Genomic DNA, 26,295 nt, shown 5'->3' with positions numbered 1-26,295 from the left:
ACTTATACACAGACGTAATTCACAGCCCTGTGATATTGTGGATACGCATTTCTAAGTCCTCGATATCTCTCTTTAAATCTGGATCTTTTAGGAGTTGAGAACTGATTCTCCGAACCGCATTGATCACAGTTGTATGGTCCTTGCCTCCAAAGGATCGACCTATCTCTACAAGGGACTTGTCAAGGTGCTTCTTAACCAGCCACATAGCGGACTGCCGAGCGACAACGAGAGGCTTTGTTCTTGTTTTGGATTTTAAATCGCTAGGCCGAATTTTAAAATGTTCGCAGACGAGCTTTTGGATATCGTCAATTGAAAGAGTCGCCGTATCGTCATTGACAGCCAATACCCGTTTTGCAAGTTCAAGGCTGATTTCAAGCCCTTGAAGATCTGAAAACATCTTTATCCGGTTTAAATTACCTTCGAGCTCTCTGATAGACCTTTTAGATATTCGGGCAATGTAGTTAGTGACTTCATTGGGTAACCGAATTCCTCTCTTTTCAGCTTTATAACGCAATATAGCAACTCGGGTCTCCAGTTCTGGCATAGTGATGTCCGCAATCAGACCCCACTCCAAACGAGTCCGGATACGATCCTCTAATCCTTTGATATCACGAGGCATTCGATCCGATGCGACAATCACCTGTTGACCTTTTTCGAAAAAATTGTTGAGCGTGTGAAAAAACTCTTCTTGCACAGCTTCGCCGCGTCCGAGAATTTGAATATCGTCAATCAACAGGACGTCACAGGATTCGCGATAGCGTTTTCTAAAGTTTGGCATCTCTTGTCGCCGAATGCTTGAAATGCATTCGTTCAAAAAGCGTTCAGCGGACACATAGCATATCCGAAGATTTGGAAATTTATTGCGAATGTGGTTCCCAACCGAATTGAGCAAGTGGGTTTTTCCCATCCCTGTTGGGCCGCATATAAACAAGGGATTATAATTCTGTTGGCCGGGGTTTTCAGAAATACTAAAGGAAGCCGCATGAGCAAATTCGTTGTTGCGACCCACCACAAAGGTTGAAAATGTAAACTCCTGATTGAGATTATCTCTGGAAATAGGAGAAGATGGTCGAATTTGTTGTTTGGCCTCAGATGAAGCCTCGTGTAAAGGGGCTTTTTGATCTTTTTGAGAGCTGGCGGCAATCAGGTTTTCATTTTGAGCAGTTGGCTGCTGGGATGTTATCGGTGCGCCCGTCACGACCATTTCAATTTCGTATGGTTGCTTATAAACTGCTGATATTTCAGAACAAATTCGATCAAAGCAGAAGGCTGATATCCAATCCCGATGGAGCTCGGAACGAACCCCAAGGCGGAAAGTAGAAACGCCGTCAGTGTTCTCACGAATATCAAGGAGGTCGGTTTCCTCAAACCAAGCCTGAAAAGGCTTGTTGTCGCGGTTTTTAGAAATCAGGCTCGATTTGATCTGACTCCAGATTTCCTTTTCACTGCCCACGAACGCCTCTTGATAAGAGAAATGTTGATATTTTTCCTGATAATGTGGATAAGTACTGAAGCATCTAGCATGCTAATGGAGTTCGTTCAATATCTTGACGGGAATGCCGCCGTGTGGTTTTATGCCACGCCTGTTCTAAGTGTTGAATAAGACGTATAAATACAGTCGTAATTCGGGAGACGAATAAATATGAAAAGAACATACCAGCCAAGTCGTAGACGTAGAAAAAAAACTCATGGATTTCGCAGCCGTATGGCAACAAAGGATGGACAAGATGTTCTTTCGCGCCGGCGAGCGAAGGGACGCAGAGTGTTAACGGTGTCGATTGGTGGTAAGTAATCCTTCGGGACGGCTTCGAACTTTGCGGCAACGGTCTGATTTTCTAGAAATTTCGAAAAATGGTAGGCAGATTAGGTCCTGTGATTGGTTTGTTGTAGCGTACAGATCAAATAATCAGGATTTTAATCGCTATGGTTGGACGATTCCTAAATATGTCGGAATTGCGGTGATTAGAAACCGGTTGCGAAGATGGTGCAGAGAGTTTTTTCGGGGGAAATCATTCTCGGAAAGCTGCCACCGCGATGTTTGTATCATTTTCCGTCGAAAGGATAAGGAATTTTTCAAAAATGTCAGACGTGATGAATTTTTTGGATTTTTGGAGAGAGCTGTCAGGAGAATTGAGAGAGAAAGGCCAGCGAGTGGTTAGGTCTTTGTTTGTGATGTTGGTTGGTTTTTATCAAGTTCACTTGAGTGTTTGGTTGGGTGGAAATTGTCGGTTTTATCCTTCGTGTTCGAATTATGCTCTTGAAGCGCTGACAAGCCTTGGTTTGGGGCATTCCATCAGGCTGATTTTTCGGCGGGTTCTGAGGTGTCATCCGTGTGGTGGATGCGGGTTTGATCCTGTTCCTACAAGTGAGAGGGTAAAATGAGTCGAAATTCTGATGGTTCGTTTTTTGATAGCAAAACAATTCTAGCGATAGTTTTGGTTGGAGTGAGTTGGATCGCTTGGCAAAGCTACATGAAAAAGAAGTATCCGGTATCTTTAAATAAAGAGGCTGATGTTCAGGTAGCAGAATCTGCAAATTCTAATGAACTTAAGGTTGATCCAGCCAAAGTGGTGCAAGACGGAAATAGTTTGGTTCCTCAAGAAGCAAGTTTGTCTGAACCAGAGAAGTTGACCCATTTCGAGGACGAAGAATGGTCCTTCGATTTTAGCTCACAGGGCATGGGTATTAGAAATTTGAGATTGAAGAAATACAAAGATCGAAAAGGAGATCATGTTGGCATCGGGTTGGATTCTGTCGAGCCAATTTTTGCTACCGCTGCAATAGGGAGCAATAGTCCTATTAAGTTTGGTATTTCGCAAATGAGCCCGACGGAGTTTAAGGGAGAGGGATGGGTCGACGGAACAAGTATTGTTAAGATTGTTCGCGTGAAGTCGTCGCAATATGTTTTAGATACTGAAGTTTTTGTCACCGATATTAAATCTAATTTTGTGGGTATTTCTGTTTCGATGGGTGATTTAATTCACAAGAGTTCTGGGAGCCACTTTATGCTGCCAGAATTTGATCACCAGGAGTTTTTTACTTCTTCTAAATCTGGTAAAGATCGATTGAAAATATCCTCGGAGGATTTGGGTAAACTTGACGCAACAAAAACTCAAGTCCATGTTGCGGCACTTGGGACCCAGTATTTTGGACAGGCCATCGTTGATCAATCAGAGATTTTTCCGGAATTTAAGACTTATGGGGACGCAGTTAAGGATTCGGTTTTCGGCCGTCTTCAGTACACTTTTTTAAATAAGACAAGCGCTTCGAAAATTCAGTATAAGGCATTTGCTGGCCCTAAGATGTATGAAAAACTCGATGAGATCAGCGCGGAGCTAGCCTCTTTAGTCGATTTTGGAATGTTTAGTTGGATCGCGAAATATATTCTCAAGATGATGAAGTGGTTTTATTCTCTTTTTAGGAAACTGGGGTCTGGCGATTATTTTACTGACGATCATTGTTCGTTTGATTGTGTTGCCTTTTGCAATGGTTTCCTTCAAGTCAATGAAGAATATGCAAGCCATTCAACCCCAAATTAAATCTTTGAGGGAGAAATATAAGGAGGATCAAGCGCGGTTGAATCAGGAAATGATGCTTTTAATGAAAACCAACAAGGTGAACCCTCTTGGCGGTTGTCTTCCGATGTTTTTGCAATTTCCTGTTTTTATAGCCCTCTATCAGGTTTTAGGTCAAAGCATTGAGCTTTATCAAGCACCATTCGCCCTTTGGATTCATGATTTGAGTTTGAAGGATCCGTTTTACATACTGCCAATCTTGATGGGTATAACTATGTTTCTCCAACAAAAGATGACTCCAAGTACAATGGACCCTGCTCAAGCAAAAGTTCTCATGTTTATGCCGATTATATTTACTTTTTTTATGGTGTCTTTGCCGAGCGGACTAACTTTGTATATTTTTATTAGTTCGCTGTTTGGAGTGTTACAGCAGCTATATTTTATGAGAGATAAACCGAATTTAGCAATATCATAGGAATCAGAGGAGAGAATCATGAGTGGATTTTTTAGTAGATTATTTGGTGGGGGAAAGAAGAAGGAATCAACTGAGAGCGCGGGAGTAGAAATTGTAAAAGATATTTTGGACGGATTGATCCAGCGGGGTGGCCTTGATCTTTCCTTTGTTGTAACGAGTGAATTAGAAACAGAAATTCACGTTGAACTCACGGGTAAAGATGTTGACCTTCTTCGGGATAGAGAGGGCCAGTTGATGGATGCAATTCAATTGTTTGTTAAAAGAGTCTTGCAACATCAGATTCCTGATCAAAACATTCATGTTTTGGTAGACAGTGACGGTTTTCGTGAGGAATCGAGTCAGGCTTTGATGGATTTGGCTGATAAGCTTAAGAATATCGCTGTATCTAAAGGAAAGTCTGTTTATATCAGAGCTCTACCTCCGAAGGATAGAAAGCTTGTGCATCAGTATCTCGCCGAAGATGGAAGAGTAAAGAGCAGGTCCGTTGGGGATGGTCATTTTAAAAAAATTAAGATTTATCCCACGAAGGAGAATGATCGTGATGTCGGTTCTTTAAATGAATCGGTGCTATAATCAGCTACTTTATTAATGTTTAGATTGGCGCGAGACAGCGATACAATTAGCGCGATTTGCACGCCGCCTGGAACCGGCGGTATTGCGGTTATTCGAGTGAGTGGTGCTTTAGCTCTGAGTGTTTCCCGGAGAGTTTGTTCTTTTCTACCTGAGCAGCCTGAATCCCATCGTGTCTATTATGGATTTGCGATAGAAAGCTCGTCTGGCGAGAAGCTTGATGAAGTTTTGGCTACCTATTTTCCTGTGGGAAAGTCGTTTACAGGCGAAGAGACTATCGAAATATCATGCCATGGTGGACCTGTTGTCACTGGTAGCATACTTCAGGCCATAAATGAAGCAGGTGGTAGGTTAGCAGAACGAGGTGAATTCACCTATCGAGCTTTTTGCGGAGGAAGGATTGACTTGGTTCAGGCTGAGGGAGTGTTGAGTCTCATTGAAGCCAATTCGAAAAGGGCTGCAAAACTTGCACTTCGTCAGTTGCGAGGGACCCTTTCAGAGTACGCCATGCAATTGGAAAACTCACTCCATTGGGTTTTAGCAAATCTTGAAGCCAATATTGATTTTGCATACGAGGACATTGAGTCAGCTTCGAATGTTTCCCTCATAGATCGATTATCGGTAATTCTTGAGGGAGCCAAGAGGGCTGCGGCGAGCTACAGCTCTGGTCGGCTTTTGCAGGAGGGCATGCAAATTGCGTTAATTGGTAAAACAAATGTAGGAAAATCAAGTTTATTGAATTCTTTGATCGGCGAGGAGAAATCAATAGTCACTAGTGTTCCAGGAACCACTCGTGACCAAGTTGAGGGGAGTTTTCTTCTTGATGGCATTCGAGTAAACCTTGTGGACACTGCGGGTTTCAGAGACACAGCAGATCAGGTAGAGTTGTTGGGAATTGAACGAACGAAGAAGCTTTTGAAAACGGCCGACCTTGTTTGGTTGGTGGTGGATTTGAGCAGCGAGCCTGACTTTAGGGAAGCGGAGCTGATTGGCGAGTTGGGTGCGAGTCGGATGTGGGTGATTGGAAGCAAGTCCGATTTAGTTTCCAAGAGCGAAGCGTTGGGACGTTTGAATGATTGGTGGAAGAAGGCAAAATCTCTTGCCAAGTTGGAATGGAGTTCTGAGCCGAGAATGGTGATTGGTTCCTCTGTTAGTGATGGTGGTTTAGATGAAATTTGGGCCGCTCTTAAGCAATGCACGGTCTTTGAGTCGAGCGAAAATTCTGTTGTTGTGGCTCAGGCCCGTCATTATGAGCTTTTCAATAAAATCGGTCTGAGTTTAGAGAGAGGATTGGATTTGCTGATCAGGAATGAAAGTCCCGATTTTATTGCTTTTGAGTTGAGAGAAGCTCTTTTTGGACTTCATGAGTTGCTGGGGAAACAATTTGACGATGAAGTGCTTGATCGGGTTTTTAGTGAGTTTTGCTTGGGCAAGTGAGAAAAAAATATGAGCTTTCAAAAGCGCGATTATGATGTGGTAGTTGTTGGGGCTGGACATGCTGGGATAGAGGCGGCAGCTGTTGCGGTCCGTCTTGGCTGTAGTGTCGCAATGGTTACCACAAATATCTCCCGTATCGGTTACATGAGTTGTAATCCTTCTATTGGCGGGCTGGGCAAAGGGCATATCGTAAAAGAGATAGACGTTCTTGGTGGTCTGATGGGTCTTGCTGCAGACGAGAATTGCATTCAGTTCAAAAGACTCAATTCGCGTAAGGGTCCGGCAGTGCGCGGGTCTCGTGCTCAGTGTGACAAGGACCTGTATTGCAATTATATGAAAGATGAGTTGAGTGGGCTTCCCGGGTTAAAGTTGATTGAGGGGGAAGCGAAGGAACTCATTTTAGAAAATGGGTATTGTCGTGGGATCGTGCTGGGAGATGGCGCCATCATTTGCTCTCAGTCGGTTGTTTTGACAACCGGCACTTTTATGAAGGCAGTGATGTACATTGGCTTGGATCGGAAAGAGGGAGGTCGAGTTGGTGATAGAGCGACAATAGGAATTTCCGATCAGTTGGCTGAGGTTGGTTTTGATGTAATTCGTTTGAAAACAGGCACCCCTGCGAGGCTCAAAAGCGAGAGTATAGATTGGAGCAAGCTAAATGCTCAGAGGGGCGATGAGAAATTTGTGCCATTCAGTTTGCGGAGTAAAAATGAATTAAAATTGGCTCAAATTGAATGTCATATCGGATATACCAATGAACGAACCCACGAGATTATCAGGGACAATCTGGATAAATCCCCGATGTATTGTGGAATTATTGAGGGGATTGGTCCTCGGTATTGCCCTAGTATCGAAGATAAAATTGTGAGATTTCCGGATCGGGATCGTCATCAAACATTTTTAGAGCCCGAAGGATTAACTACAAATTCAATATATCTACAGGGAATCTCTACCTCCCTACCCGCCCCCATTCAGGAAGAGTTTTTGAGGTCAATTGTGGGCCTTGAAAATGTTGAAATGCTGATGCCAGGGTATGCAGTTGAATATGACTGTATTGAGCCAACTCAGATTAAGCACACCTTGGAGACCAAGCTTATTCCTGGGCTATTTTTAGTCGGCCAGATAAATGGAACAAGTGGCTATGAGGAGGCTGCTGGACAGGGACTCGTCGCCGGGGCAAATGCTGCCCTTCAATCTCAGTCATGCGAAAGCCTGATTCTTGAACGAAGCGAATCCTATATTGGGGTGATGATAGATGATTTGGTGACCAAGGGGACACGTGAACCATACCGGATGATGACAGCACGCGCTGAATTTCGGTTGCACCTCCGAGAGGACAACGTCGTAGAGAGATTGCATCATAAAGGTGTGGCGCTTGGCATTATAACTGGGGAACATCGGAAACGTCAGGAATCTCTATTAATTCAGCGCAGCAATCTAAAGATCGCTTTGGACTCTACCCAAATTGTTCCAAATGTGGAAACCCAGAATATTTTGAGAGCCTTAGGAAGCCCAGTTTTGGTAAAGCCCCTTAGTTTGAGTGATTTAGTCAGGAGAAACGAGATTAGTTGTTTAGATATGGAGCGGTTTGGAGTTCAGATTAATGCGGAGAGCAATGTCTGGGAGGCTGTTGAAATCGATATCAAGTACTCCGGATACTTATTGAGACAAAAGGAAATGATTGATCAGGCTCAAAGAATGGAAAGACTTTCGCTTCCTGACGATATGCGATATGATGAAGTCTGTGGGCTGTCCCTTGAGGAAATCGAGAAGTTGACCAGAGTAAAGCCCAGGACCCTCGGACAGGCGGGTCGAATAAGTGGGGTCAATCCTTCGGCAGTCCAGGCATTGGTAGTTTATTTGAAAGCTGCGGAACGTAGGCGGGAAAGAGAAACATGGCAATAGAAGTATCTTCACATACGAGATCTGGAAATTGGCGCGTTCGAGAGTGGTTCCCAGATCTATCTGAAAAGACCTTGCTACAGTTAAGTAGTTTTCATGCGGAGCTTTTGACCTTCAATAGAGCAATCAATCTGATTTCATCTCGTACTGAATTGGATGCGGACCTGATACATTTTGCAGATGCTATATTGGGATCAAAGTTAGTATTAAATGACTTCAATGGGAGTGAGATCTATGATTTTGGCTCTGGAAATGGATTGCCAGGGGTTGTATTGGCAACGCTTGCTCCTAGTCATCGAGTTCATTTGGTTGAATCAGACGCTCGAAAGGTTGAATTTCTGAAGCATGTGGTTGCGAAGCTAGGTCTAAGGAACGTGATTATTCACCTTTCGAGGGTTGAGGACCTGCCAGCGGACTCAGTTGACGCCGTTGTGTCGAGAGGATTTGCGTCTATTCAGAAATCTCTCCTCCTAGCTAGGAGATCTTGCCGTGTGAATGCCAAATATTTTCATTTTAAAGGTGAGGCCTGGGTGAAGGAAGTCACGGATATCCCTTCCCAGATGTGTCGCTTTTGGATACCTATGCATGTCGCTGATTACTCACTTCCGTTAGGCAATGCAAAGTTATCTTTGGTAGCCACTAAAAAGATGGCTTAGCCAAATTTGGTCAACTTGTTCCACGTGGAACATTGATTGAGGGTCATTTTTTAGTTTTTTCTGGTTTTGAAGCTATATACCTGTCATTGTTTTTCGGAACTCGAGAGGACCAATTCATGGGGGCCTCTTTTAACCTCTTATTTGTCAAATAGTACTGATATTCGCTAGGTTCAGGCCAAGGCCTATCCTTATCAAAGGCCTCAATATAGGCCCTTCTTCCGTTAACTCTGCGCATTTCCATGCGGATGCGTGAATATTCACGCATCTGAGTAGCCTGGCTAATCTTGTGGCCTGTTTCGCGAATCTTTTTTCTCGCAACCTTCAAGTCCATACCGTTAGCACCCGCCATTTCTAGCTCTTTCATATTTTCGAGTTGATTCTTTTCGAGCTCCTTGACCGATTTTTCGGATTCTTTATAAACAGATGTGAGATCCTTGTAGATCGGATCCAATAATTCTGGATTCGGATTGCGCGATTTACAGCCAATTAAGATGAGAGGCATGAAGGTAAGACAGATAGTTTGAATGCAGCTAGTGTCAGGCTTCATTTCTTATAGACTCCAGGTGTTCCACGTGGAACAATCGGACGAATTCTAGGTTTTTATTAGCCTTCAGGCTCGAATTGAGACCGCAAAGAATGGGGAAAATAGTATGGCAAGAACGATTTGCATCGCGAATCAAAAAGGGGGCGTTGGCAAAACCACATCTTCGGTGAATATTGCCTCGTCGCTGGCATCTTTGGGGCGCAGGGTGCTTCTGATTGATATGGATCCACAGGGCAATGCCTCAAGCGGATTGGGAGTTAAACGATATGAGAATCAGGAAAGCAGTATCTACCACGCCCTGATAGGAGAAAGAGAATTACGAGAAGTTATTCAAACCACTGAAAATCCTCGATTATGCGTAGCATCAGCTAACCCAGATTTGGTTGGAGCAGAAATTGAGTTGGTGGACGTTTCTCAGCGAGAATATCGCTTAAAACAGGCAATCGCCACGGTCTCCTCACAGTTTGATTATATCATCATAGATTGTCCCCCGTCTTTAGGACTTTTGACGGTGAACTCCCTGTCTGCAGCAGACACTTTTCTTGTCCCTCTCCAATGTGAATATTATGCTCTCGAGGGGCTTAGCCAATTGCTCAATACGGCCGGCCTAATAAAAAAGAATTTAAATCCTCAGTTGAAAATAGAGGGTATTTTATTAACTATGTTTGATACTCGAAACAACCTAAGTCATCAAGTTGTAAAGGAAATTCAGACACATTTCGGAGATAAGGTGTTTAAGGCTGTAATACCCCGAAATGTCCGTTTGAGTGAGGCTCCAAGTCATGGAAAATCTATCCTTGATTATGATCCCAAATCGATTGGAGCCCAAAAATATTTAGATTTAGCTCATGAGCTGGATGCAAAAGTTTTTGGCAAATTTGGCAATGAACCAGAGGTGTCCGTTGAGCAATCATCGATGAGAGATGAAAGCCGATCTCATTCTGAATTAAGACTGAATGATTCACCCAACTACGCGGAGAATGAAGCAAATGTCTGAGTCATCGAATTATCAAATAAAAAGACCGGCAAGGAAGCAGGCCTTGGGTCGAGGGCTCGGGAGTTTGCTCGGAGAGCCCGCTTCAGAACCTTTGACTGAGCGTATCAATATGAATCCCATTGATTCGTTCAGGATGTCTCATCGGTCTGATCCATCAAAAACTGAGGCAGAGTTTGACACGCAGGCATCTGAAGGCCTCCAAATGCTCCCGCTCATACAAGCCAAGGTGCCGGACACAGCCAGAGTGTGGCAAGTTGCTATAGAAAACGTATTTCCAAACAAGAATCAACCTCGGCAATTGTTCTCGTCAGATGCCTTAAAGGAATTGTCTGATTCAATCAGAGAAAAGGGGATTCTGCAGCCTATCGTTGCGAGAAAGATGAAAGACGGAGGTTACGAAATCGTTGCTGGAGAGCGTCGGTGGCGGGCTGCTCAATTGGCTGGTCTCCACGATGTGCCTGTAATTTTAAAAGAAATTGATGATCAGGAGGCCCTGGAACTGGCACTAATTGAAAATATTCAACGCTCGGATTTGAATCCCATGGAAGAAGCCGAAGCTTACGCCCACCTCATAAAAAAATATAACTTAACTCAGCAAAAGCTCTCAGAGAAAGTTGGCAAAGAAAGAGTAACGATAGCTAATACCATGCGTCTACTCAACTTGGCACCCGAGGTTCGCAACATGGTATCAAAAGGCGAGCTGTCCCTTGGCCAGGCGAAGGTATTGCTGTCTGTCGAAGACTTTGCCTCACAGCGTCGACTTGCTGATAAGGTTAAAAACGATAGGCTCTCAGTTCGGGCCACTGAAAAATTAGTGCTGAAGGCGTTTAAAGAGCTGGATCAGGCTGAGCGAGCGACTGAGTCTGGAGAAAACTTAGCAAAAAAAACGGCGCGTGGTTTGGCTGACGAAATGCAAAAACTACTCGGAACCAAGGTCGACATTGATTACTCGTCAGGACGAGGTAAAATTTCTATCAGTTTTTATTCCGATGATGATCTCAATAACCTTGCAGAAAAGATTAAGTCAGCATGGCAGAAGTAGACAGATTTCCATCATTTTCGGCATTGGCACAAGCCTCAGATAGCGTCCATATTGGCCAGGTGACCGCTTTACTTGATCATGGGGCCTCTTTTGAGGGTCGCCTCTCTTTTGAAGGCACAGTCCGAATAGGCGGTACCTTTCAAGGCGAAATTTTTACTAACGACACTCTGGTAATTAATCCAGGGGCAAAAGTTGAAGCTCAGATAGAAGCGGACGTCGTAATCATAAGCGGAATTGTAAAGGGCAATATATTTGCGCGCAGCCGAGTTGTCATGCATCCCCCCGCAGTATTCAAGGGAACAGTTACAACGCCGAGTTTGAGGATAGATGAGGGGGTTGTTTTCGAAGGCGCCTCTTACATGCCCAAAACATAAGCGACTATCGCCTCCTTTTGCCTTGACCCGTCATTCAATGAATTGATAAATGCTATCGCGCTGTTGCAGTTTATTGGTTCTTATTTACGGGGAATTCAGTGCTATGGATATTCTTTCAGCTCTTGGCGTGGATGCCACACTGGGGATCCAGTTTATAATATTTTTGGTCTCATATGTTTTTTTGGTCAATGTTGTTTTTAAGCCTTACCACCGAGCCTACGAGGAGCGGGTAAAAAGAACACTTGGCAACGCGGAATTTGCCGAGCGAATTCTTGCTGAAACCAAGGAGCTTGAAATCGAATTTGAACAGAAGGCAAGGCTGCTGAACTATGAGACCAAAGGCATCTTTGATAGCGAAAGATCTGAAGCAATGAAAGAATACGATCGAACAGTAAGTCAGGCGCGAGAGCGAGCCAAATCGACAATGGAGAAAAATCGAATCTCTATAGTGCGAGAACTTGCCAGAGCTCGTGAGTTCATGAAAGCAGGGACTCCAGATATTTCTCGTGGCGTAGTGGATAAATTAATAGGGTTTGAGGTAGAGAAATGAACAAAATGATCCTCCTCCTCAATTTGTTGTTATCATTTTCGGCGGCCTGGGCTTCTTCTGGGGGGCACGGTGGTGGTGAACATGAAATTCCTTGGGCGGCCCTTTATCCGCAATTTTTGAATTTTACAGCCGTGATTGTTCTGATTGTGATTTTTGGTCGAAAAAAAATTGCGGCTCACTTTCACGGGCGAAAGGCAATGTATGCAGATCTTGTCACAAGATCTCAATTGGCCAAAAATCAGGCCGAAGATCATAAGCAAAAAATCGTTGAAAGACTCACGAAGTTGGACCAGACGACCTCGGATAGCATTCAGAGGGCCAAAGCTGAGGCCTCTGATATAAAGAGAAATATTATCCGTGATGCACAGGAGATCGCAAAGAGACTTGAGACGGATGCTGCCCGCTTTAGCCAGTTCGAGCTGGAACGAGCTAGAACGGAACTCCGCAATGAAATGATTTCCCAGGCTTTTGATGGAGCTGTCTCGATTCTTTCCACAGATGTTAATGCAGGCAAACATAAAATGCTCCACAGTGAATTTGCCGCAAAAATTAAGGTGGTGGGGCAATGACGGTCTCTGAAGTATCCACTCGATATGCCCGAGCTCTTTTTGAAATAGCTGTTGATCATAAGAAAGTATCTCAGGTTCTTGATCAAATTCGAGTTGTGAGCAATCTTTGTAACGGGGACAGAGACATCGAATTATTTTTCAAGTCGGCGATTATCAAATCTGACGAAAAAAGAAAAATTCTGGAAAAAGCCCTTAAAGAGAAAGGATTCTACGAGCATGTGGAGTCTTTTGTTTTTTTGTTGGCAAAGAAGGGGCGAATGGCCTTACTCCCAGAAATAGTAGAGTCCTTTCAAGAATTAACTGACCAGGCAAATGAAGTGACCCGTGGGGTTGTGCATTCTGCGTCTGTTTTAATGCAAGAGGATCGAAGTGCTATTGAGAATGTAGTTGCTTCGTATCTTGGCAGAAAGGTGATTCTCACCTACAAAGAGGATCCAAAGCTATTGGGTGGTCTTGTTGCGCGAATAGGCAGTTTTATTTTTGATGATACACTCGCGACTCATTTAAAAAGATTGAAAGAAGAACTTAAGAGGAGAGCTCACTGAAAATGGAAATCTCAATAAGAGCGGACGAAATTAGTCGAGTCCTAAAAGAACAAATAAAGAACTATAAAAAGAACGTGGAAGTTTCAGAATCCGGCACTGTGCTCTCTGTTGGAGATGGAGTGGCCAGAGTTTACGGGCTCGATAATGCCATGGCCGGAGAATTGGTTACGTTTCCGGGTGATATTTCAGGAATGATTCTTAACCTGGAGAAGGACTCCGTTGGAATTGTGATATTTGGTGAAGACAAGGAAATTCGCGAAGGCGATACGGTAAAGCGAACGGGCAAGGTTGTGCAAGTGCCTGTGGGGGAAGGGCTTCTGGGCCGAGTTGTAAATGCCTTGGGTGAGCCTATTGATGGTTGTGGTCCGATTGAATCAACCCATCATCGGATTGTTGAATTGAAGGCACCAGGCATAATTAAACGACACCCTGTGCATGAGCCTATGGCAACTGGAATTAAGGCCATAGATTCGATGATCCCAATTGGGCGAGGGCAGAGGGAATTGATTATCGGCGATCGTCAGACGGGAAAAACCGCAATTGCGATTGACACAATCATTAATCAGAAGGGCAAAGATGTTCAGTGCTTTTATGTAGCGATTGGACAAAAGCAATCAACAGTGGCACTGGTCGTTGAAAAGCTTCGACAAGCCGGAGCAATGGAATACACGACGGTTATTGCGGCGACTGCGAATGAACAGGCTCCCTTACAATTTCTTGCACCCTACGCCGGCTGTACAATGGCGGAATACTTTAGAGATACTGGAAGGCACGCGCTCATCATTTATGATGATTTAACCAAACAAGCTCAGGCCTATAGACAAATGTCATTGCTCCTTCGCCGACCTCCGGGAAGGGAGGCTTTTCCGGGCGACGTGTTCTATTTGCATTCGCGTCTTTTAGAGCGTGCGGCTAAGTTGAGCGAGGATGCGGGATCGGGGTCACTGACGGCCTTACCTATTATTGAAACCCAAGCTGGGGATATCTCCGCTTATATTCCTACCAATGTCATTTCAATCACAGATGGCCAGATTTTCTTGGAATCAGACTTGTTCTACAGAGGGATGCGACCGGCGATTTCAGTAGGTAAATCTGTTTCCCGTGTAGGCGGATCAGCCCAAATCAAGGCCATGAAGCAAGTGGCAGGAACTTTAAAGCTTGAGCTTGCACAATTTCGCGAGCTAGAAGCCTTTGCTGCTTTTGCCTCGGATTTAGATAAAGCGACGCAAGCTCAGCTAGCTCGTGGCAGAAGACTTGTCGAGATTTTAAAACAAGGGCAGTATAGCCCGTATGCTGCCTCCCAGCAGGTCGTGATCATTTATGCGGCGACAAACGGTTATATTGACAAAATACCAGAATCTGATGTGAAGCGCTACGAATCGGAATTGATGGATTTTCTGGTTCACAAGCACAGTCGGGTTATTCATCTTTTAGATGAGCACAAGGCCATTAAAGATGACGTGAAGGTGGCCATTGTAGAAGCTCTCGAAGAGTTTAATTCCATATTTGTAGCGTCTTCAAAGAAATAAAGGTAGTCCATGGCTAGTTTGAAGGATATTAGAAACAGGATCGCGAGTGTGAAAAACACTCAACAGATCACGCGAGCCATGAAAATGGTATCTGCGGCAAAGCTCAGGCGCGCTCAAAATAATATTCTCAATATGCGTCCATACTCCCGAAAAATTCTTTCCGTCATTGCCGATATTGCCACAACGCACAGAGTGAATCATTCGCTTCTGAGTCCCAGTGCTCACCCCCGAAAGACATTATTGGTTGTTATCACTAGTGATCGTGGACTTTGTGGTGGTTTCAACGGCAGCGTGAGCAAGTTCGCTGAGAAGTTTTACAAGGAAAACAAGGGCAAATACGAAGTTTTAGATTTTTTGTTTATTGGTCGCAGAGGGTCTGAATATTTCCGGCGACGAGAAATTCACGGGATTGAGACAATAACAAATTTGGCCCGCGATATCTCCTACGGACTTGCCGCCGAAGTTTCAGAGCGTTTATTGAAGAGCTACTCTGATGGTGGGTATGACGAGATTCGCCTTGTTTATAATGAATTTAAGTCAGCAATTTCACAAAATCTCACGGTTGAAACGCTTCTCCCAGTGGATCTCAGTAAGGGGAGTCTTGATCACCAAGAAGGGGCGCGCTTTTCTAAGGATCTCATATTTGAGCCGCCTCCCGAAGATATCATAGAGGATCTTCTGCATAAGCATTTTTCTGTGCAGGTCTATCGTTGTATGTCTGAAAGTATTGCGGCAGAACACGCAGCTCGAATGACGGCGATGGAAAATGCAACTAACAATGCGAGAGATATGATTTCTTCTTTGACACTAACTTATAACAAGCTTCGCCAGGCCTCTATCACAAGAGAACTAATTGAGATCTGCAGCGGAGCCGAGGCATTGAAGGAATAGAAAGGGAGTTTTAAATGGCTAACGGAAAAGTATTACAAGTATTGGGTCCAGTGGTAGATGTTGAGTTTCAAGAGGGAGAGCTGCCCGCAATTTATACAGCTCTTAAAGCAACCAATAAATCGATTGATGATCGATCAGGAAACCTTGTTCTTGAGGTTGCCCAGCATCTTGGCAATCGAGTTGTTCGAACAATTGCGATGGACTCATCTGAGGGACTCGTTCGGGGAACCCATGTTGAAGATACAGGTCAGGCCATTACAACTCCCGTAGGAAATGCGGTTTTGGGTCGAATTATGAACGTCATTGGCGAACCGATTGATGAGCGCGGTAAGATAGAAGCAAAGGAATTTTGGCCAATTCATCGTCCATCGCCCAAATTTGAAGACCAAGCTACAGCTCAGGAAATTCTCATGACGGGAATCAAAGTGATTGATCTTCTTGCTCCTTATGTAAAGGGTGGGAAGATTGGACTTTTTGGTGGAGCAGGCGTGGGCAAGACAGTTCTAATTCAAGAGTTGATTCGTAACATTGCCACAGAACACGGAGGGTATTCTGTATTTGCCGGGGTTGGTGAACGCACCCGTGAAGGAAATGATCTTTATAGAGAAATGACGGAGTCTGGTGTTATTGCCAAGACATCTCTGGTGTTCGGACAGATGAATGAGCCTCCTGGAGCGCGGGCACGAGTGGCATTGACTGGATTGACTCAGGCTGAATATTTTCGTGATGTTGAAGGACAGGACGTATTGCTCTTCGTGGATAACATTTTCCGATTTACTCAAGCAGGTGCTGAAGTTTCGGCCTTGCTCGGTCGGATTCCATCTGCTGTGGGATATCAGCCAACTCTTGGAACAGAGATGGGAGCTCTTCAGGAGCGAATCACATCAACAAAGAAGGGATCCATCACATCAGTCCAGGCAGTGTATGTACCTGCAGATGACTATACAGATCCTGCACCGGCGACAACATTTACGCACTTGGATGCGACGACAAATCTGGATCGAGATATCGCGGCTCTCGGTATATATCCGGCGGTGCACCCATTGTCTTCAACTTCCCGAGTTTTGTCAGCTGATGTAGTTGGAGAAGAGCACTACCGCACAGCTCGAGATGTTCAGGCTCTTTTGCAACGATATCGTGAGCTTCAGGATATTATTGCAATTCTTGGTATGGATGAGCTGTCAGAGGACGACAAAATGGTTGTGACTCGTGCGCGTAAAGCACAGCGTTTCCTGAGTCAGCCTTTTTTTGTTGCTGAGCAGTTTACGGGCATGAAGGGAAAGTACGTTGACGTCAAGGACACCGTACGAGGCTTTCGTGAGATTTTGGATGGTGTTCATGATAGTCTGCCCGAGCAGGCCTTCTATATGGTTGGAACGATTGAAGATGTAAAGGAAAAAGCAAAACGCCTCTAATCTAGAGAAGGGCGGAGATTGTTTTGGAGGAACCTCATATGTTTACTCTCACTCTGGTAACTCCGGAGAAGAAGTTACTCACAGATGTCGAGATTGAAGAACTTATCGTCCCTGCCTTTAGAGGTGAGTTGAATATACTTCCTGGGCATGCACCGCTCATGTCTACATTAGGGATTGGACTTCTTCGGTATCGTCTCAAGGATTCTAAGAAATTTGAATCTGCGGCAATCAGTTGGGGATATTGTGAAGTGAATCCTCAGGGAATTAATATTTTGGCTGAGACGGCCGAAACTCAAGAGGAAGTTGATTTTGATCGAGTGCGCCTCAGTCTGAAGGCATCAGAAAGCAAAATAAAATCAGGTAATCTCACAGAAAATGAGATCATTAAATTTCAACGAAAAATCAAACGAGCGCGAACCCGCCTTCAGTTGGAAGGCAAATAGTTGTATTTCAATTGATTGGGGTTTGATTTGATTTGAGTGGATTTGAGTGGATTCTGTCTGGATTCCAGGTCTTTAGTTGAGGGCTCTCTGTGAGCCTCAATATTTGTATCAGGGTTTTTTAGAGATTCTGCTAGCCAAGTGCCCGCATTGAAATTCGGAGCGTTGATGTTGATGACGCCTTGGTAATCACTGCTGTTTGAAATATTTCCTGGGTGCGTTGTGTTGATTACGACAAGGCGCGCTTTTGTTGATGAATTCAGGTTATTTAGTATTCGCGCGCTTCCAATTCCGGTGACATAGAATATGCCCAGCGTCTGAGGATGATTTTTCAGGATCTCCGATATTCTGGGATCTTGGCGTGGAGACATGAGTTTAATGGACGCACCCCCCCCCCAGGCTTCTCGAAATTTATAATAGAATTTGGCATCGGCGGTGAAGATGATCGCTTTCTGAATTTCGACGGCCGAACCAATTATTTGAGGAGAGTTGCGGAGACTTTCATTGAAGTTTTCTCTCGCGATTTCTTCGGAAAGTTTCTTTAGGTCAAAAATCACCGAAGCCAAGTTTTGAGAAAGTGGGAGCTCGCGTGTTCTCTCTTTAGGAAGATACGACCTAACTGCAACCTTGAAGGTAAGGATTCGCTTAATTTTCTCGTCAAGTTGTGGAACAGAGAGACGACCTGATTCAACCGCTTGAAAAACAGCCTTGAATGCGGCTTCCTGCTTAGCGGCGGTCCAAGCTACCATCACAAGATCGCATCCTGCTTCTAAGGCACGAACAGCTCGTTCCCCAACATTTCCTCCGATACCGGCACCAACCATCTCTACATCATCGGTGATAATCAAACCAGGATATTTGAGGGTGGTTCTTAAGAGATCATGAAGAAGTACCTTTGAAAATGTGGCAGGAAGGCCCGATGGATCAATCTTGGGAAATGCGACATGAGCGACCATAATGGCGCTAGGATATTGAAAATTGCCGAACCATTTGAATGGAATCAGAGAGGATTTTTCGAGTTCCTCTAGAGTGTCATGTTTGACGGGAAGCAACTTATGGCTATCGGAAACAATATTTCCATGGCCAGGAAAGTGTTTGGCAGTAGGGATTACACCTGAAGACATGAGTCCCGTAGAGAATGCTTCACCCATGAATTTAATTTTGTGTGGATTCTCTCCGAAGGATCGATTGCCAATAAATGATTTTTTGAATGGATTAGAAAGATCAAGAACGGGCGCCAGATTCATATTGAAACCCAAAAGTGAAAGAAGTTTTCCCGTGAGTTCTCCAACCTCTCGAATCAATTTGGTGTTTTGAGACATTCCTAAAGCCAAGGCGCTTGGAGCGGAAGGATTGATTTTGATTCTAGCAACGTTTCCCCCTTCCTGATCCACCATGATAAATAGGGGGAGCTCCAGGTGCTTTTGAGATACCTTTTGCAAATTTCTGTTTAGAATCGAAATCTGAGTTGCGGACTTGATATTTCTACCAAAGACAATGACTCCACCAGGTCGAAGGCGATCAAATCGTTTTTGAAGTGAATGATCCATTTCAGTTTCCCTGAAACCAAGCACAAAGAGTTGGCCCACCTTGTCCCTAACCGTCATAGAAGCCAATTTGTCCTGTACTTCGATTTCTGTCTCTTGGTCCTTAGGAAGGGGTATTATCTGGGCATAGCTTGTGGCATTTGGCGTGGGCATAAGCAGGACCAAAGATGTGATTGTACACGCAGAGCACCTTCGGTAGATTTGTCCAAGGAGAAAGAGGGTCTTTTCGGATATGATTCTAACGATGGAGTGCATGGATCAACCAATTCGCATTGTTCTTATTGCAGTACTTCTCGGCGTTCTTTTGATAGAATTTGACGATAAAGCGATGGGTTTGGACCAAAGCCCTCTCGGTTCTGGCTCTTCGAGATCGTCTCGAGTCGGCAAGAATCGTCGTCCGGATTCAGCAGAAAATCTGAAAGACGGATTCATTGTTGTTGAGCCTCAGAATCAGTTTATTGCTTCTACTCGAGGCGAAGGCGCTGTGCTGCGTCCCTATCTAGAGCGACGAAGAGACTGGGGGAAGACATTTAGCCTTTCCTATAGTCAATTCACTCCAATTTATTATGAGCCAAATTTTTATTCGGAGAACTTTGACACAATCTATTCAAGCGACGACTTGCCGCTCATTGAAATGACTTTCTCTTGGAAGCGAAATTTTCATTTTGGATCACTGGGGGTAGAACTCGGCCTAGGAGCCTATCAAAACGAGTCCGACGTCGAGGAACTGCCTTCGACTCTTAAAATCTACCCCATTCGATTGGGCGGTGTTTTCGCCATTGATGGCCTGTCTTCTGAGCCCTACCTTGTCCCTTATCTTACCGGTGGTCTCTATACGATTCACTATTCGGAATCAGTGGCAAGTAGCTCCTTCAATGGATTTACTCAGACTGCTTTCTATGCAGGGCTTGGAGTTCTTTTTCAATTGAATTGGTGTGATCCTCATACAGCCCTTGATTTCTATTTGGAATCGGGAGTTGAAAATACCTTTCTCTTTTTAGAGGGCCGAAAATTTCTTTCGTCATCTGCAACTAAGGATCCAGACTTCGAAACGGATTTCTTCCCCACAGCTGGTATTCGAGCGGAATACTGAAAAGAATGGCCAACTCAATGAACAGTATCTTTCGGACACATCCCGCTAAGTAAATTGAGCTCATCGCAAATCGCAGGCCAGGAAATATTATTCATTCTGATAACCAATCGGCTATCTGGTGTAAGACTGAACTTCTTATTTTCTCTCGTAGTGAGCTCTATAACTCGGACCACAGGCAAGGGTGTATTGTCCGTAAATGCCAAAGAAAGTCGTTTTGGCCCAGCCGAAATATCGCGAATTCCCAAATCACAACACATTTTGCGAATCAGCATGACTCCTAGCAAATTGAGGACTTCATCCGGTGGCTTTCCAAACTGATCGCGAAGTTCATCTTCCAGTCGTTCCAGATCCTCGGGGCTGGAAATTTCTGTCAGGGCTTTGTAGTAATAGAGGCGAACCCGTATGTCCGGTATGTACTTATCAGGAATAAAGGCAGGAATTCTCAGATTTATTTCAGGATCAATTTCATTTGCCTTTTCGGGTTCTCCTTTGGCAGCTCTGATGGCATCTTCCATGAGTTCCATATAGAATTCGTAACCGACAGCATTAATGTGTCCGGACTGGTCCTCCCCTAATAAATCACCAGCACCGCGAAGCTCAAGGTCGTAGTGGGCGATTTTTATTCCACTTCCGAGGGAGGTGTTCTCTTGGAGCACACGTAATCTTTCCAGTGCCTCGGGATCAAGTCGTCGATGAGGTGGTATGAGGAGGTAGCAATAGGCCCGCTCTTTGCTTCGTCCCACTCTTCCCCGCAATTGGTAAAGCTGACTCAATCCAAATTGATCCGCTCGATCAATAAACATTGTGTTTGCACGTGGAATATCCATTCCGGATTCAATGATCGTCGTGCAAAGGAGCATGTCAATTTCGTGATTAAAAAAGCGAACCATGGTCTTCTCCAAATTGTCTTCGTCCATCTGGCCATGTGCAACGGCCATACGGACCTCGGGTACAATTTGTCGAAGTTCGTCGGATAGTCCGTAGATGCTTTGGATCCGATTGTGAATAAAGAATATTTGTCCGCCACGACTGACTTCGGCCAGAATTGCCTTGCGAATGGTTTCTTTGTCAAACTTGCAGACAAATGTACGCGTCGGCAATCTATCAAGCGGCGGGGTGCTGAGCAAGCTCAGGTCCCGTATTCCCATGAGGCTCATATTCAAAGTGCGAGGAATTGGAGTGGCTGAGAGGGCCAATGTATCGACACTTGCCCTCATTTTGCGGAGTGCCTCTTTGTGCCTAACCCCAAATTTTTGTTCCTCATCCAAAATGATTAGGCCGAGTTCTCGAAATTTGACATCCTTACTTAGCAGCCGATGAGTGCCGATGATGATATCGATTTTACCTGATGCCAAATCAGTCAATGTTTCCTTGGTTTCTTTGTTAGAAACAAAGCGATTTAGAGGTTTGATATTGATGGGCCAATTTTTAAATCGACTTCGAAAAGTTTGAGTGTGCTGAAAAGTTAGAACTGTCGTTGGAGCAACGATGGCAACTTGTTTGTGACTGGATACAGCTAAAAATGCGGCCCTCATTGCTAACTCGGTCTTTCCAAATCCCACATCGCCACAAATCAGCCGGTCCATGGGTTGATCCTTACAAAGATCCCCCTCGATTTCACGAATAGCGGTTAATTGATCATCCGTTTCCTCATAAGGAAATGCATTCTGAAAAGCAAAATAATCATTGTCAGGAGAGGCAAAAGGAGGCCGCTTAATTTGTGCGCGCTTTGCGTACAGCTGCAGAAGTTCAAGAGCAATATCACGCAAGTGGTGTCGGACTTTTGTTTTGGTTTTTTCCCAGCCAGTCCCTCCCAATTTATCGATAAAAAGAGGATTGGTGGGACCCGAATACTTTTGAATCTGCCCAATGCGATAGATAGGCAAATAGAGACTATCTTTGTCCTTATACCGCAGGTGAATCATCTCGGTCGGAACTCCCTGGATGGGCATCGTTTTTAAACCCTCGTAAATTCCAACTCCATGGAGCTTGTGAACAATGAAGTCGCCTGGCTTCATGTCTCCAAACGTGATGGCATTGGCCCGTTGAGTGAGAGTACCTTCCTTTTTATATTCTCTTTTTCCAAGTTTTGATCCCCAAAAATCAGAGTCTTTCAAAAAAATCAGTTTGTCCGGATTGGATTTAGTCGTCTTAGGACAAGGCCCTACAAGAAGATGAATCAGGCGTCGGTTTTGATTCTGGTCTGAACGAAGATCATCCCAAGAGGCCTTGCGTTCTTCAATGATATGAGATTCAAAACTGCACTTTTCGAGAAAAACTTTCAGTCGACTTGCATTTGAATGAGAATGGGTACAGATGAAAATGGCAAAACCCTCATCTCTTAAATGGGACATTTTATCTTTGACGTATGAGGCCTGCTCATTGGGCTTGCTCATCAGCGCAACGGCCTGCTGTCGAAACTCAACCATGTCTGGAGCAGGGTATTCGATAATATCTTGGCCTAAATTGCTTTGAGGATGATTTTGATCGTCATTTTCAAAGTTGATACGAGAGAATTCAATCTCAAATCTGGCCTCGGGCCAGTTCAAGGTTTCCAATTTCGAGTAGAGATCTTCAGGAGTTGGACGCAATGCCATGTCAGGGGAGTTTTCAAATCCGGCTTTTAATGATTCCCAATACATATCTTGGGACCGAGCAATCTCCAGCGGGTCAAGCGAGATAATTGTAAGGGGAGAGCAAAAATGATCAAGGGGAGTCTCGGCAAGAGGGTAAAATTGAGAGAGGAGAAACTCAATTCCGGGAAAATACTGCTGTTGGCTGAGCGAATACAAGATGGCATCAAGATCGGCTGAATCAACCTTGCGTCCATCCGTCATATTTCGGAAACGACTGATTGTCTGCTGCAGATCATCCTCTGAATAAATGATTTCGTGAGGGGGTAAAATAACAATTTCGCTGATCTCATCGCTCTGACTTCTTTGGGATTCCGGGTCAAAATTCCGGATTGATTCAATGTCATCGCCAAACAATTCAAGGCGAAAGGGCTGATCAGATGAAGGGGAAAAGAGATCTACGATCCCCCCGCGCCTGGAATAGCCACCAACCTCATCAACAATGCTGCACGCATGGTATCCGAAGCCTTCCAATATTTTGAAAAAGTTGCTATCCAAGGTCTGACCCCTAGAAACTCTGAGGCTTGTCCGAGCAAGGAGAGAGAAAGGAAGCGTCTTTTGCAGGAGGCCAGCCATAGAAGCAATGAAGACTTGTCCAGGTTTTGCATTTTGGGCTTCAAAAAGCCATCGCACTCTAGCCGCAGCAAGTCGTGGATTGGGATACAGGCCAGAATAGGGGTTCACATCAAAACTGGGCAGTTCCATGATCTTACGGTTCGGGTCAAAGAAATTAAGGCATTCTGTGAGCGGCCGAAGCTCGCTGTCTGAGGGGACGAGCAGGAGGCGAGCTCTTCGCTCGTCCCAAGGAATATCACTTGTTGCGAGAGCAGACGCGAGCGAGTAGGAAGAAGTTCCGATCACCCTTACTTTGTTGTCTGGTAACCTCAAAAGTCGGTCAGAAATTAGCTTTGTGAGTTTTAGATCTAAGGAGCTCGAATTGGTGAGCATTGAGTCCTTTGCAGTTCCTTTAATATCCATATTTCCTTCCGTGATCTGAGGGATCTCTGAGGCTATGCTCCACTATTGCGCCATGCTCCATCATCTCTTGCGCAATGGGTTTTGAGGATTTTTCCCACAAACGATATCTTCTTGATTCCATTCAATTTTCTTGGACTCTTTTGGCGCAGTCTGTATATATAAAGACACATCCTCTTTTGTCACTTCATTGACTCGGAGAAATTAAATGTCACCTTTGGTTTCGGTTTTATTTTTAGGTGTTTTTGTTGCGCTTTTTGGTGCTGCCCTAGTCATGGTCTCCTCTCTTCTCGGACCGCGTTCCATTCAATCTGCGATGAAGAAGCGACCTTACGAGTGTGGTTTAGAAGGGGATATAAGGGAAGACACAAAAATTCCAGTCAAATATTATCTTACTGCGATTTTGTTCATTTTATTCGATATTGAGATTATTTTTATGTATCCGTGGGCCGTAGCTTATGGTGATTTCATTTCCTCTGGACATGGGATTTACATTTTTATCGCGATGGCCATATTTTTGGCCATTTTCATTTTCGGACTGGCTTGGGAGATTAGATCTAAGGCTTTGGAGTGGGAATAAGTATGGGTCACGATGTATTTGAGATCTCTATTAATATTATCAAAATACTTTTTATCTTTCTTATGATGGTTCAACTTGTGCCTGTGTTGGTGTGGATAGAGCGGCGTGGCTCCGCCTTTATCCAAAATCGATTTGGACCAAATCGAGTGGGACCTTTGGGATTGACACAGCTCCTTGCTGACGCTGTGAAGTTTCTCTTTAAGGAAGAATTCGTTCCAGACAAAACCAGTCCCTGGTTGTTTTACGCTGCTCCCATATTGGCATTGATCCCTGGGGCTCTGGCCTTCAGTGCGATACCTCTTTCAACACCTTTTCAAATTGAAGCATTTGAGTATTTTGGCAAGACATGGGGACCTTATACATTTTTATTTCAGGGCTTTGAAATTGGAATAGGTATTGTTTTTGTACTTGGGATTTCTTCGCTGGGCAGTTACTCATTGCTTTTGGCGGGTTGGAGCTCAAACAGCAAATATTCTCTCTTTGGAGCCCTTCGTGCCACGGCTCAGATGATTAGTTATGAATTGGCGCTTGGGTTGTCCCTTGTGGGAAGCCTTTTAATATACAATACCTTTTCCTTTTCTGAAATGGTTCTCGCTCAGCAGGGGCCTTTGACCTTTTCTGCGTTTGGAGAGCCCATTGTTTTTTCCTATCTGCCCAATTGGGGAATATTTTTTCAACCATTGGGAGCTCTCATTTTTTTTGCAGCCATGTTTGCTGAAACGAACCGACTGCCCTTTGACCTTCCCGAAGCGGAATCTGAGTTAGTTGCCGGATACCATACTGAGTATGGGGGGCTGAAGATGCTCATGTTTTATATTGGTGAATATGGGCACATGTTGGTTGCGTCAGCGATCATGGTGACATTTTTTTTAGGTGGTTATAATATTCCCTTGGTAGAGCCGAAGCAGATTCAAGATGTGCTGATTGGATTTGGGTCTTCGGTGACTTTATCTAGTCTGTTAACGGCCCTTATTCTTCATGTGGTATTTCTTATTAAAGTTTTGTTTTTTCTTTGGGTTTTCATTTGGGTTCGATGGTCATTGCCGAGATTTAGATACGATCAATTGATGGATTTAGGATGGAAGACAATGCTTCCGTGGGCTTTGGCTAATACGATTCTGACGGCTGTGGTCGTATTAATTTTGCGAACGAAGTGGGTGTAAATATGGAGAACAGCATACTGTTTTATATATTGTCTGGGATCATTGTGCTGAGTGCATTTCTGATGGTGGTCGTGGTTAATCCGATCTACTCCTCTTTGTTTCTCGTTATGGCGATGGTAGCTATTTCTGGAATTTTTTATCTTTTGGAGGCCTATTTCATTGCTGGGGTACAACTGATTGTATACGCCGGAGCAGTGATGGTCCTTTTTGTGATGGTCCTGATGCTATTTGATCTAAAAAGGGAAATGATGGCGTTCTCGCGAGGAATTTTCTCTGGGTTTTTAAAACTCACAAGCGCCGGAGCCATTTTGGGTTTGATATTTGGGGCGGCGGAGCGTTCTACCGAGATGATGAAAGTTCCCTCGATTTCTTCTTCGACGGCAGCCTCAGGCTATTCATCAGAAATGAAACAACTGACCCAAATACTGTTTTCGGAGTATCTGTTAGAATTTGAGATTCTTGGAGTGCTACTCCTTCTGATTGCGGTAGGAGTAGTGGCAGTTTCACGCAGCAAGGGGGGCACTCATGCACGCACTTGAGGCATTAAAATATGTTGGATTAAATCACTATTTAGCTTTGTCTGGCTTGGTTTTCACTATGGGGATGATTGCCGTTTTGCTGAGAAGAAACGTTATTGTAATATTGATGGGAGTGGAATTGATGTTGAACGGGGTGAACATTGCTTTTGTGGCTTTTGGATATCATATGGGTGATATTCACGGCCAATTGATGGTTTTTTTTGTTATGACAGTGGCCGCAGCAGAGGCGGGAGTTGGGCTGGCCCTTGCGGTGACGGTTTTTAAGCAATTCAAAAAAGTGGACATTAAGTCTTTTGAACAACTGAAAGGTTAAG

The 26,295-nt window shown here is 44.4% G+C and carries 28 protein-coding genes; 24 read left to right on the top strand and 4 right to left on the bottom strand.

Annotated elements, in window-relative coordinates; all coding sequences use genetic code 11:
• Window positions 1–19 precede the first annotated feature (19 nt).
• Window positions 20–1,453, bottom strand: a complete 1,434-nt coding sequence (gene dnaA, locus IPL83_17245; GenBank protein ID MBK9040871.1) for a chromosomal replication initiator protein DnaA — start codon at window positions 1,451–1,453, stop codon at window positions 20–22.
• 189 nt (window positions 1,454–1,642) lie between these two features.
• Between dnaA and rpmH the strand changes: the two genes are divergently transcribed.
• From rpmH to rsmG, 9 genes are read left to right on the top strand one after another with little or no spacing between them, the layout of a single operon-like run.
• Entirely contained in the window at window positions 1,643–1,792 is a 150-nt protein-coding gene (rpmH, locus tag IPL83_17240) for a 50S ribosomal protein L34 (GenBank protein ID MBK9040870.1), read from the top strand.
• Window positions 1,782–2,159, top strand: a complete 378-nt coding sequence (rnpA, locus tag IPL83_17235) for a ribonuclease P protein component (GenBank protein MBK9040869.1) — start codon at window positions 1,782–1,784, stop codon at window positions 2,157–2,159. The genes rpmH and rnpA overlap by 11 nt, the downstream gene beginning before the upstream one ends.
• Window positions 2,092–2,382, top strand: a complete 291-nt coding sequence (yidD, locus tag IPL83_17230; protein MBK9040868.1) for a membrane protein insertion efficiency factor YidD — start codon at window positions 2,092–2,094, stop codon at window positions 2,380–2,382. Before rnpA ends, yidD begins: the two co-directional genes overlap by 68 nt.
• Window positions 2,379–3,539 (top strand): membrane protein insertase YidC, encoded by a 1,161-nt coding sequence (gene yidC / locus IPL83_17225; protein ID MBK9040867.1) that lies wholly within the window; start codon window positions 2,379–2,381, stop codon window positions 3,537–3,539. Before yidD ends, yidC (IPL83_17225) begins: the two co-directional genes overlap by 4 nt.
• A 37-nt stretch (window positions 3,540–3,576) precedes the next feature.
• Window positions 3,577–3,990 carry a membrane protein insertase YidC gene (gene yidC, locus IPL83_17220; GenBank protein MBK9040866.1) on the top strand — a complete coding sequence of 138 codons (414 nt, stop codon included), beginning with the start codon at window positions 3,577–3,579 and terminating at the stop codon, window positions 3,988–3,990.
• A gap of 18 nt (window positions 3,991–4,008) precedes the next feature.
• Complete coding sequence (locus IPL83_17215) at window positions 4,009–4,563, top strand: hypothetical protein (protein ID MBK9040865.1); 555 nt, start codon at window positions 4,009–4,011, stop codon at window positions 4,561–4,563.
• A gap of 15 nt (window positions 4,564–4,578) precedes the next feature.
• On the top strand, window positions 4,579–5,997 hold the full coding sequence (gene mnmE, locus IPL83_17210; protein ID MBK9040864.1) for a tRNA uridine-5-carboxymethylaminomethyl(34) synthesis GTPase MnmE: 1,419 nt from the start codon (window positions 4,579–4,581) through the stop codon (window positions 5,995–5,997).
• Window positions 5,998–6,006: 9 nt separating this feature from the next.
• A complete protein-coding gene (gene mnmG, locus IPL83_17205) occupies window positions 6,007–7,902 on the top strand; it encodes a tRNA uridine-5-carboxymethylaminomethyl(34) synthesis enzyme MnmG (GenBank protein ID MBK9040863.1) in 1,896 nt (631 codons plus the stop codon).
• A complete protein-coding gene (gene rsmG / locus IPL83_17200) occupies window positions 7,893–8,555 on the top strand; it encodes a 16S rRNA (guanine(527)-N(7))-methyltransferase RsmG (protein MBK9040862.1) in 663 nt (220 codons plus the stop codon). The genes mnmG and rsmG overlap by 10 nt, the downstream gene beginning before the upstream one ends.
• 43 nt (window positions 8,556–8,598) lie before the next feature.
• Here rsmG and IPL83_17195 read toward each other — a convergent pair whose 3' ends face one another.
• Window positions 8,599–9,102, bottom strand: coding sequence for a hypothetical protein (locus tag IPL83_17195; protein ID MBK9040861.1), 504 nt, complete (start codon window positions 9,100–9,102; stop codon window positions 8,599–8,601).
• A 103-nt stretch (window positions 9,103–9,205) separates the two neighbouring features.
• Between IPL83_17195 and IPL83_17190 the strand changes: the two genes are divergently transcribed.
• The 10 genes from IPL83_17190 (at window position 9,206) to atpC (ending at window position 17,454) form a co-directional block, all read left to right on the top strand.
• Window positions 9,206–10,096 (top strand): ParA family protein, encoded by an 891-nt coding sequence (locus IPL83_17190; protein ID MBK9040860.1) that lies wholly within the window; start codon window positions 9,206–9,208, stop codon window positions 10,094–10,096.
• Complete coding sequence (locus IPL83_17185; GenBank protein MBK9040859.1) at window positions 10,089–11,138, top strand: ParB/RepB/Spo0J family partition protein; 1,050 nt, start codon at window positions 10,089–10,091, stop codon at window positions 11,136–11,138. The genes IPL83_17190 and IPL83_17185 overlap by 8 nt, the downstream gene beginning before the upstream one ends.
• Complete coding sequence (locus IPL83_17180) at window positions 11,126–11,512, top strand: polymer-forming cytoskeletal protein (protein ID MBK9040858.1); 387 nt, start codon at window positions 11,126–11,128, stop codon at window positions 11,510–11,512. Before IPL83_17185 ends, IPL83_17180 begins: the two co-directional genes overlap by 13 nt.
• Before the next feature lie 103 nt (window positions 11,513–11,615).
• Complete coding sequence (locus tag IPL83_17175; GenBank protein MBK9040857.1) at window positions 11,616–12,062, top strand: ATP synthase F0 subunit B; 447 nt, start codon at window positions 11,616–11,618, stop codon at window positions 12,060–12,062.
• Window positions 12,059–12,631, top strand: coding sequence for an ATP synthase F0 subunit B (locus IPL83_17170; GenBank protein MBK9040856.1), 573 nt, complete (start codon window positions 12,059–12,061; stop codon window positions 12,629–12,631). Before IPL83_17175 ends, IPL83_17170 begins: the two co-directional genes overlap by 4 nt.
• The gene (atpH, locus tag IPL83_17165) at window positions 12,628–13,176 is read left to right on the top strand and encodes an ATP synthase F1 subunit delta (protein MBK9040855.1); all 549 of its coding nucleotides are present in this window, start codon (window positions 12,628–12,630) and stop codon (window positions 13,174–13,176) included. Before IPL83_17170 ends, atpH begins: the two co-directional genes overlap by 4 nt.
• Before the next feature lie 2 nt (window positions 13,177–13,178).
• Window positions 13,179–14,705, top strand: a complete 1,527-nt coding sequence (locus tag IPL83_17160; protein ID MBK9040854.1) for a F0F1 ATP synthase subunit alpha — start codon at window positions 13,179–13,181, stop codon at window positions 14,703–14,705.
• A gap of 9 nt (window positions 14,706–14,714) precedes the next feature.
• A complete protein-coding gene (atpG, locus tag IPL83_17155) occupies window positions 14,715–15,596 on the top strand; it encodes an ATP synthase F1 subunit gamma (GenBank protein ID MBK9040853.1) in 882 nt (293 codons plus the stop codon).
• A 14-nt stretch (window positions 15,597–15,610) separates the two neighbouring features.
• The gene (gene atpD, locus IPL83_17150; protein MBK9040852.1) at window positions 15,611–17,011 is read left to right on the top strand and encodes a F0F1 ATP synthase subunit beta; all 1,401 of its coding nucleotides are present in this window, start codon (window positions 15,611–15,613) and stop codon (window positions 17,009–17,011) included.
• A gap of 38 nt (window positions 17,012–17,049) precedes the next feature.
• Window positions 17,050–17,454, top strand: coding sequence for an ATP synthase F1 subunit epsilon (gene atpC / locus IPL83_17145; protein MBK9040851.1), 405 nt, complete (start codon window positions 17,050–17,052; stop codon window positions 17,452–17,454).
• Here the strand turns inward: atpC and nagZ are convergent.
• Window positions 17,436–19,151 (bottom strand): beta-N-acetylhexosaminidase, encoded by a 1,716-nt coding sequence (gene nagZ / locus IPL83_17140; GenBank protein ID MBK9040850.1) that lies wholly within the window; start codon window positions 19,149–19,151, stop codon window positions 17,436–17,438. The genes atpC and nagZ overlap by 19 nt on opposite strands.
• Window positions 19,152–19,230: 79 nt before the next feature.
• Between nagZ and IPL83_17135 the strand changes: the two genes are divergently transcribed.
• Window positions 19,231–20,091 (top strand): hypothetical protein, encoded by an 861-nt coding sequence (locus IPL83_17135; protein MBK9040849.1) that lies wholly within the window; start codon window positions 19,231–19,233, stop codon window positions 20,089–20,091.
• Window positions 20,092–20,105: 14 nt separating this feature from the next.
• On the opposite strand, the gene mfd is transcribed toward IPL83_17135, so the two are convergent.
• Window positions 20,106–23,702 carry a transcription-repair coupling factor gene (gene mfd / locus IPL83_17130; protein MBK9040848.1) on the bottom strand — a complete coding sequence of 1,199 codons (3,597 nt, stop codon included), beginning with the start codon at window positions 23,700–23,702 and terminating at the stop codon, window positions 20,106–20,108.
• 205 nt (window positions 23,703–23,907) lie between these two features.
• Between mfd and IPL83_17125 the strand changes: the two genes are divergently transcribed.
• The 4 genes from IPL83_17125 to nuoK are packed head-to-tail and all read left to right on the top strand — an operon-like array spanning window position 23,908 to window position 26,294.
• Window positions 23,908–24,279 (top strand): NADH-quinone oxidoreductase subunit A, encoded by a 372-nt coding sequence (locus IPL83_17125; GenBank protein MBK9040847.1) that lies wholly within the window; start codon window positions 23,908–23,910, stop codon window positions 24,277–24,279.
• Entirely contained in the window at window positions 24,276–25,442 is a 1,167-nt protein-coding gene (locus IPL83_17120; GenBank protein MBK9040846.1) for an NADH-quinone oxidoreductase subunit H, read from the top strand. The genes IPL83_17125 and IPL83_17120 overlap by 4 nt, the downstream gene beginning before the upstream one ends.
• Before the next feature lie 2 nt (window positions 25,443–25,444).
• The gene (locus tag IPL83_17115; protein MBK9040845.1) at window positions 25,445–25,981 is read left to right on the top strand and encodes an NADH-quinone oxidoreductase subunit J; all 537 of its coding nucleotides are present in this window, start codon (window positions 25,445–25,447) and stop codon (window positions 25,979–25,981) included.
• A complete protein-coding gene (gene nuoK / locus IPL83_17110; GenBank protein ID MBK9040844.1) occupies window positions 25,968–26,294 on the top strand; it encodes an NADH-quinone oxidoreductase subunit NuoK in 327 nt (108 codons plus the stop codon). Before IPL83_17115 ends, nuoK begins: the two co-directional genes overlap by 14 nt.
• Window position 26,295: the final 1 nt, after the last annotated feature.

The sequence above is a fragment of the Bdellovibrionales bacterium genome (assembly GCA_016716765.1).
Classification (GTDB): Bacteria; Bdellovibrionota; Bdellovibrionia; order Bdellovibrionales; family UBA1609; genus JADJVA01.
Note: the sequence above shows the minus strand (reverse complement) of the source record. Positions and strands in the feature narration are given on the sequence as shown.

What these genes read in the sequence shown, in the direction of transcription:
- IPL83_17185 (MBK9040859.1), top strand. Translation starts at nt 10,089, where the DNA reads ATGTCTGAGTCATCGAATTATCAAATAAAAAGACCGGCAAGGAAGCAG.
- yidD (MBK9040868.1), top strand. Translation starts at nt 2,092, where the DNA reads ATGAATTTTTTGGATTTTTGGAGAGAGCTGTCAGGAGAATTGAGAGAG.
- nuoK (MBK9040844.1), top strand. Translation starts at nt 25,968, where the DNA reads ATGCACGCACTTGAGGCATTAAAATATGTTGGATTAAATCACTATTTA.
- IPL83_17170 (MBK9040856.1), top strand. Translation starts at nt 12,059, where the DNA reads ATGAACAAAATGATCCTCCTCCTCAATTTGTTGTTATCATTTTCGGCG.
- atpD (MBK9040852.1), top strand. Translation starts at nt 15,611, where the DNA reads ATGGCTAACGGAAAAGTATTACAAGTATTGGGTCCAGTGGTAGATGTT.
- atpG (MBK9040853.1), top strand. Translation starts at nt 14,715, where the DNA reads ATGGCTAGTTTGAAGGATATTAGAAACAGGATCGCGAGTGTGAAAAAC.
- mnmG (MBK9040863.1), top strand. Translation starts at nt 6,007, where the DNA reads ATGAGCTTTCAAAAGCGCGATTATGATGTGGTAGTTGTTGGGGCTGGA.
- IPL83_17115 (MBK9040845.1), top strand. Translation starts at nt 25,445, where the DNA reads ATGGAGAACAGCATACTGTTTTATATATTGTCTGGGATCATTGTGCTG.
- IPL83_17190 (MBK9040860.1), top strand. Translation starts at nt 9,206, where the DNA reads ATGGCAAGAACGATTTGCATCGCGAATCAAAAAGGGGGCGTTGGCAAA.
- nagZ (MBK9040850.1), bottom strand. Translation starts at nt 19,151, where the DNA reads ATGCCCACGCCAAATGCCACAAGCTATGCCCAGATAATACCCCTTCCT.
- yidC (MBK9040867.1), top strand. Translation starts at nt 2,379, where the DNA reads ATGAGTCGAAATTCTGATGGTTCGTTTTTTGATAGCAAAACAATTCTA.
- atpC (MBK9040851.1), top strand. Translation starts at nt 17,050, where the DNA reads ATGTTTACTCTCACTCTGGTAACTCCGGAGAAGAAGTTACTCACAGAT.
- IPL83_17180 (MBK9040858.1), top strand. Translation starts at nt 11,126, where the DNA reads ATGGCAGAAGTAGACAGATTTCCATCATTTTCGGCATTGGCACAAGCC.
- IPL83_17215 (MBK9040865.1), top strand. Translation starts at nt 4,009, where the DNA reads ATGAGTGGATTTTTTAGTAGATTATTTGGTGGGGGAAAGAAGAAGGAA.
- IPL83_17160 (MBK9040854.1), top strand. Translation starts at nt 13,179, where the DNA reads ATGGAAATCTCAATAAGAGCGGACGAAATTAGTCGAGTCCTAAAAGAA.
- atpH (MBK9040855.1), top strand. Translation starts at nt 12,628, where the DNA reads ATGACGGTCTCTGAAGTATCCACTCGATATGCCCGAGCTCTTTTTGAA.
- IPL83_17135 (MBK9040849.1), top strand. Translation starts at nt 19,231, where the DNA reads ATGATTCTAACGATGGAGTGCATGGATCAACCAATTCGCATTGTTCTT.
- IPL83_17175 (MBK9040857.1), top strand. Translation starts at nt 11,616, where the DNA reads ATGGATATTCTTTCAGCTCTTGGCGTGGATGCCACACTGGGGATCCAG.
- IPL83_17125 (MBK9040847.1), top strand. Translation starts at nt 23,908, where the DNA reads ATGTCACCTTTGGTTTCGGTTTTATTTTTAGGTGTTTTTGTTGCGCTT.
- mfd (MBK9040848.1), bottom strand. Translation starts at nt 23,702, where the DNA reads ATGGATATTAAAGGAACTGCAAAGGACTCAATGCTCACCAATTCGAGC.
- mnmE (MBK9040864.1), top strand. Translation starts at nt 4,579, where the DNA reads ATGTTTAGATTGGCGCGAGACAGCGATACAATTAGCGCGATTTGCACG.
- rsmG (MBK9040862.1), top strand. Translation starts at nt 7,893, where the DNA reads ATGGCAATAGAAGTATCTTCACATACGAGATCTGGAAATTGGCGCGTT.
- rpmH (MBK9040870.1), top strand. Translation starts at nt 1,643, where the DNA reads ATGAAAAGAACATACCAGCCAAGTCGTAGACGTAGAAAAAAAACTCAT.
- IPL83_17195 (MBK9040861.1), bottom strand. Translation starts at nt 9,102, where the DNA reads ATGAAGCCTGACACTAGCTGCATTCAAACTATCTGTCTTACCTTCATG.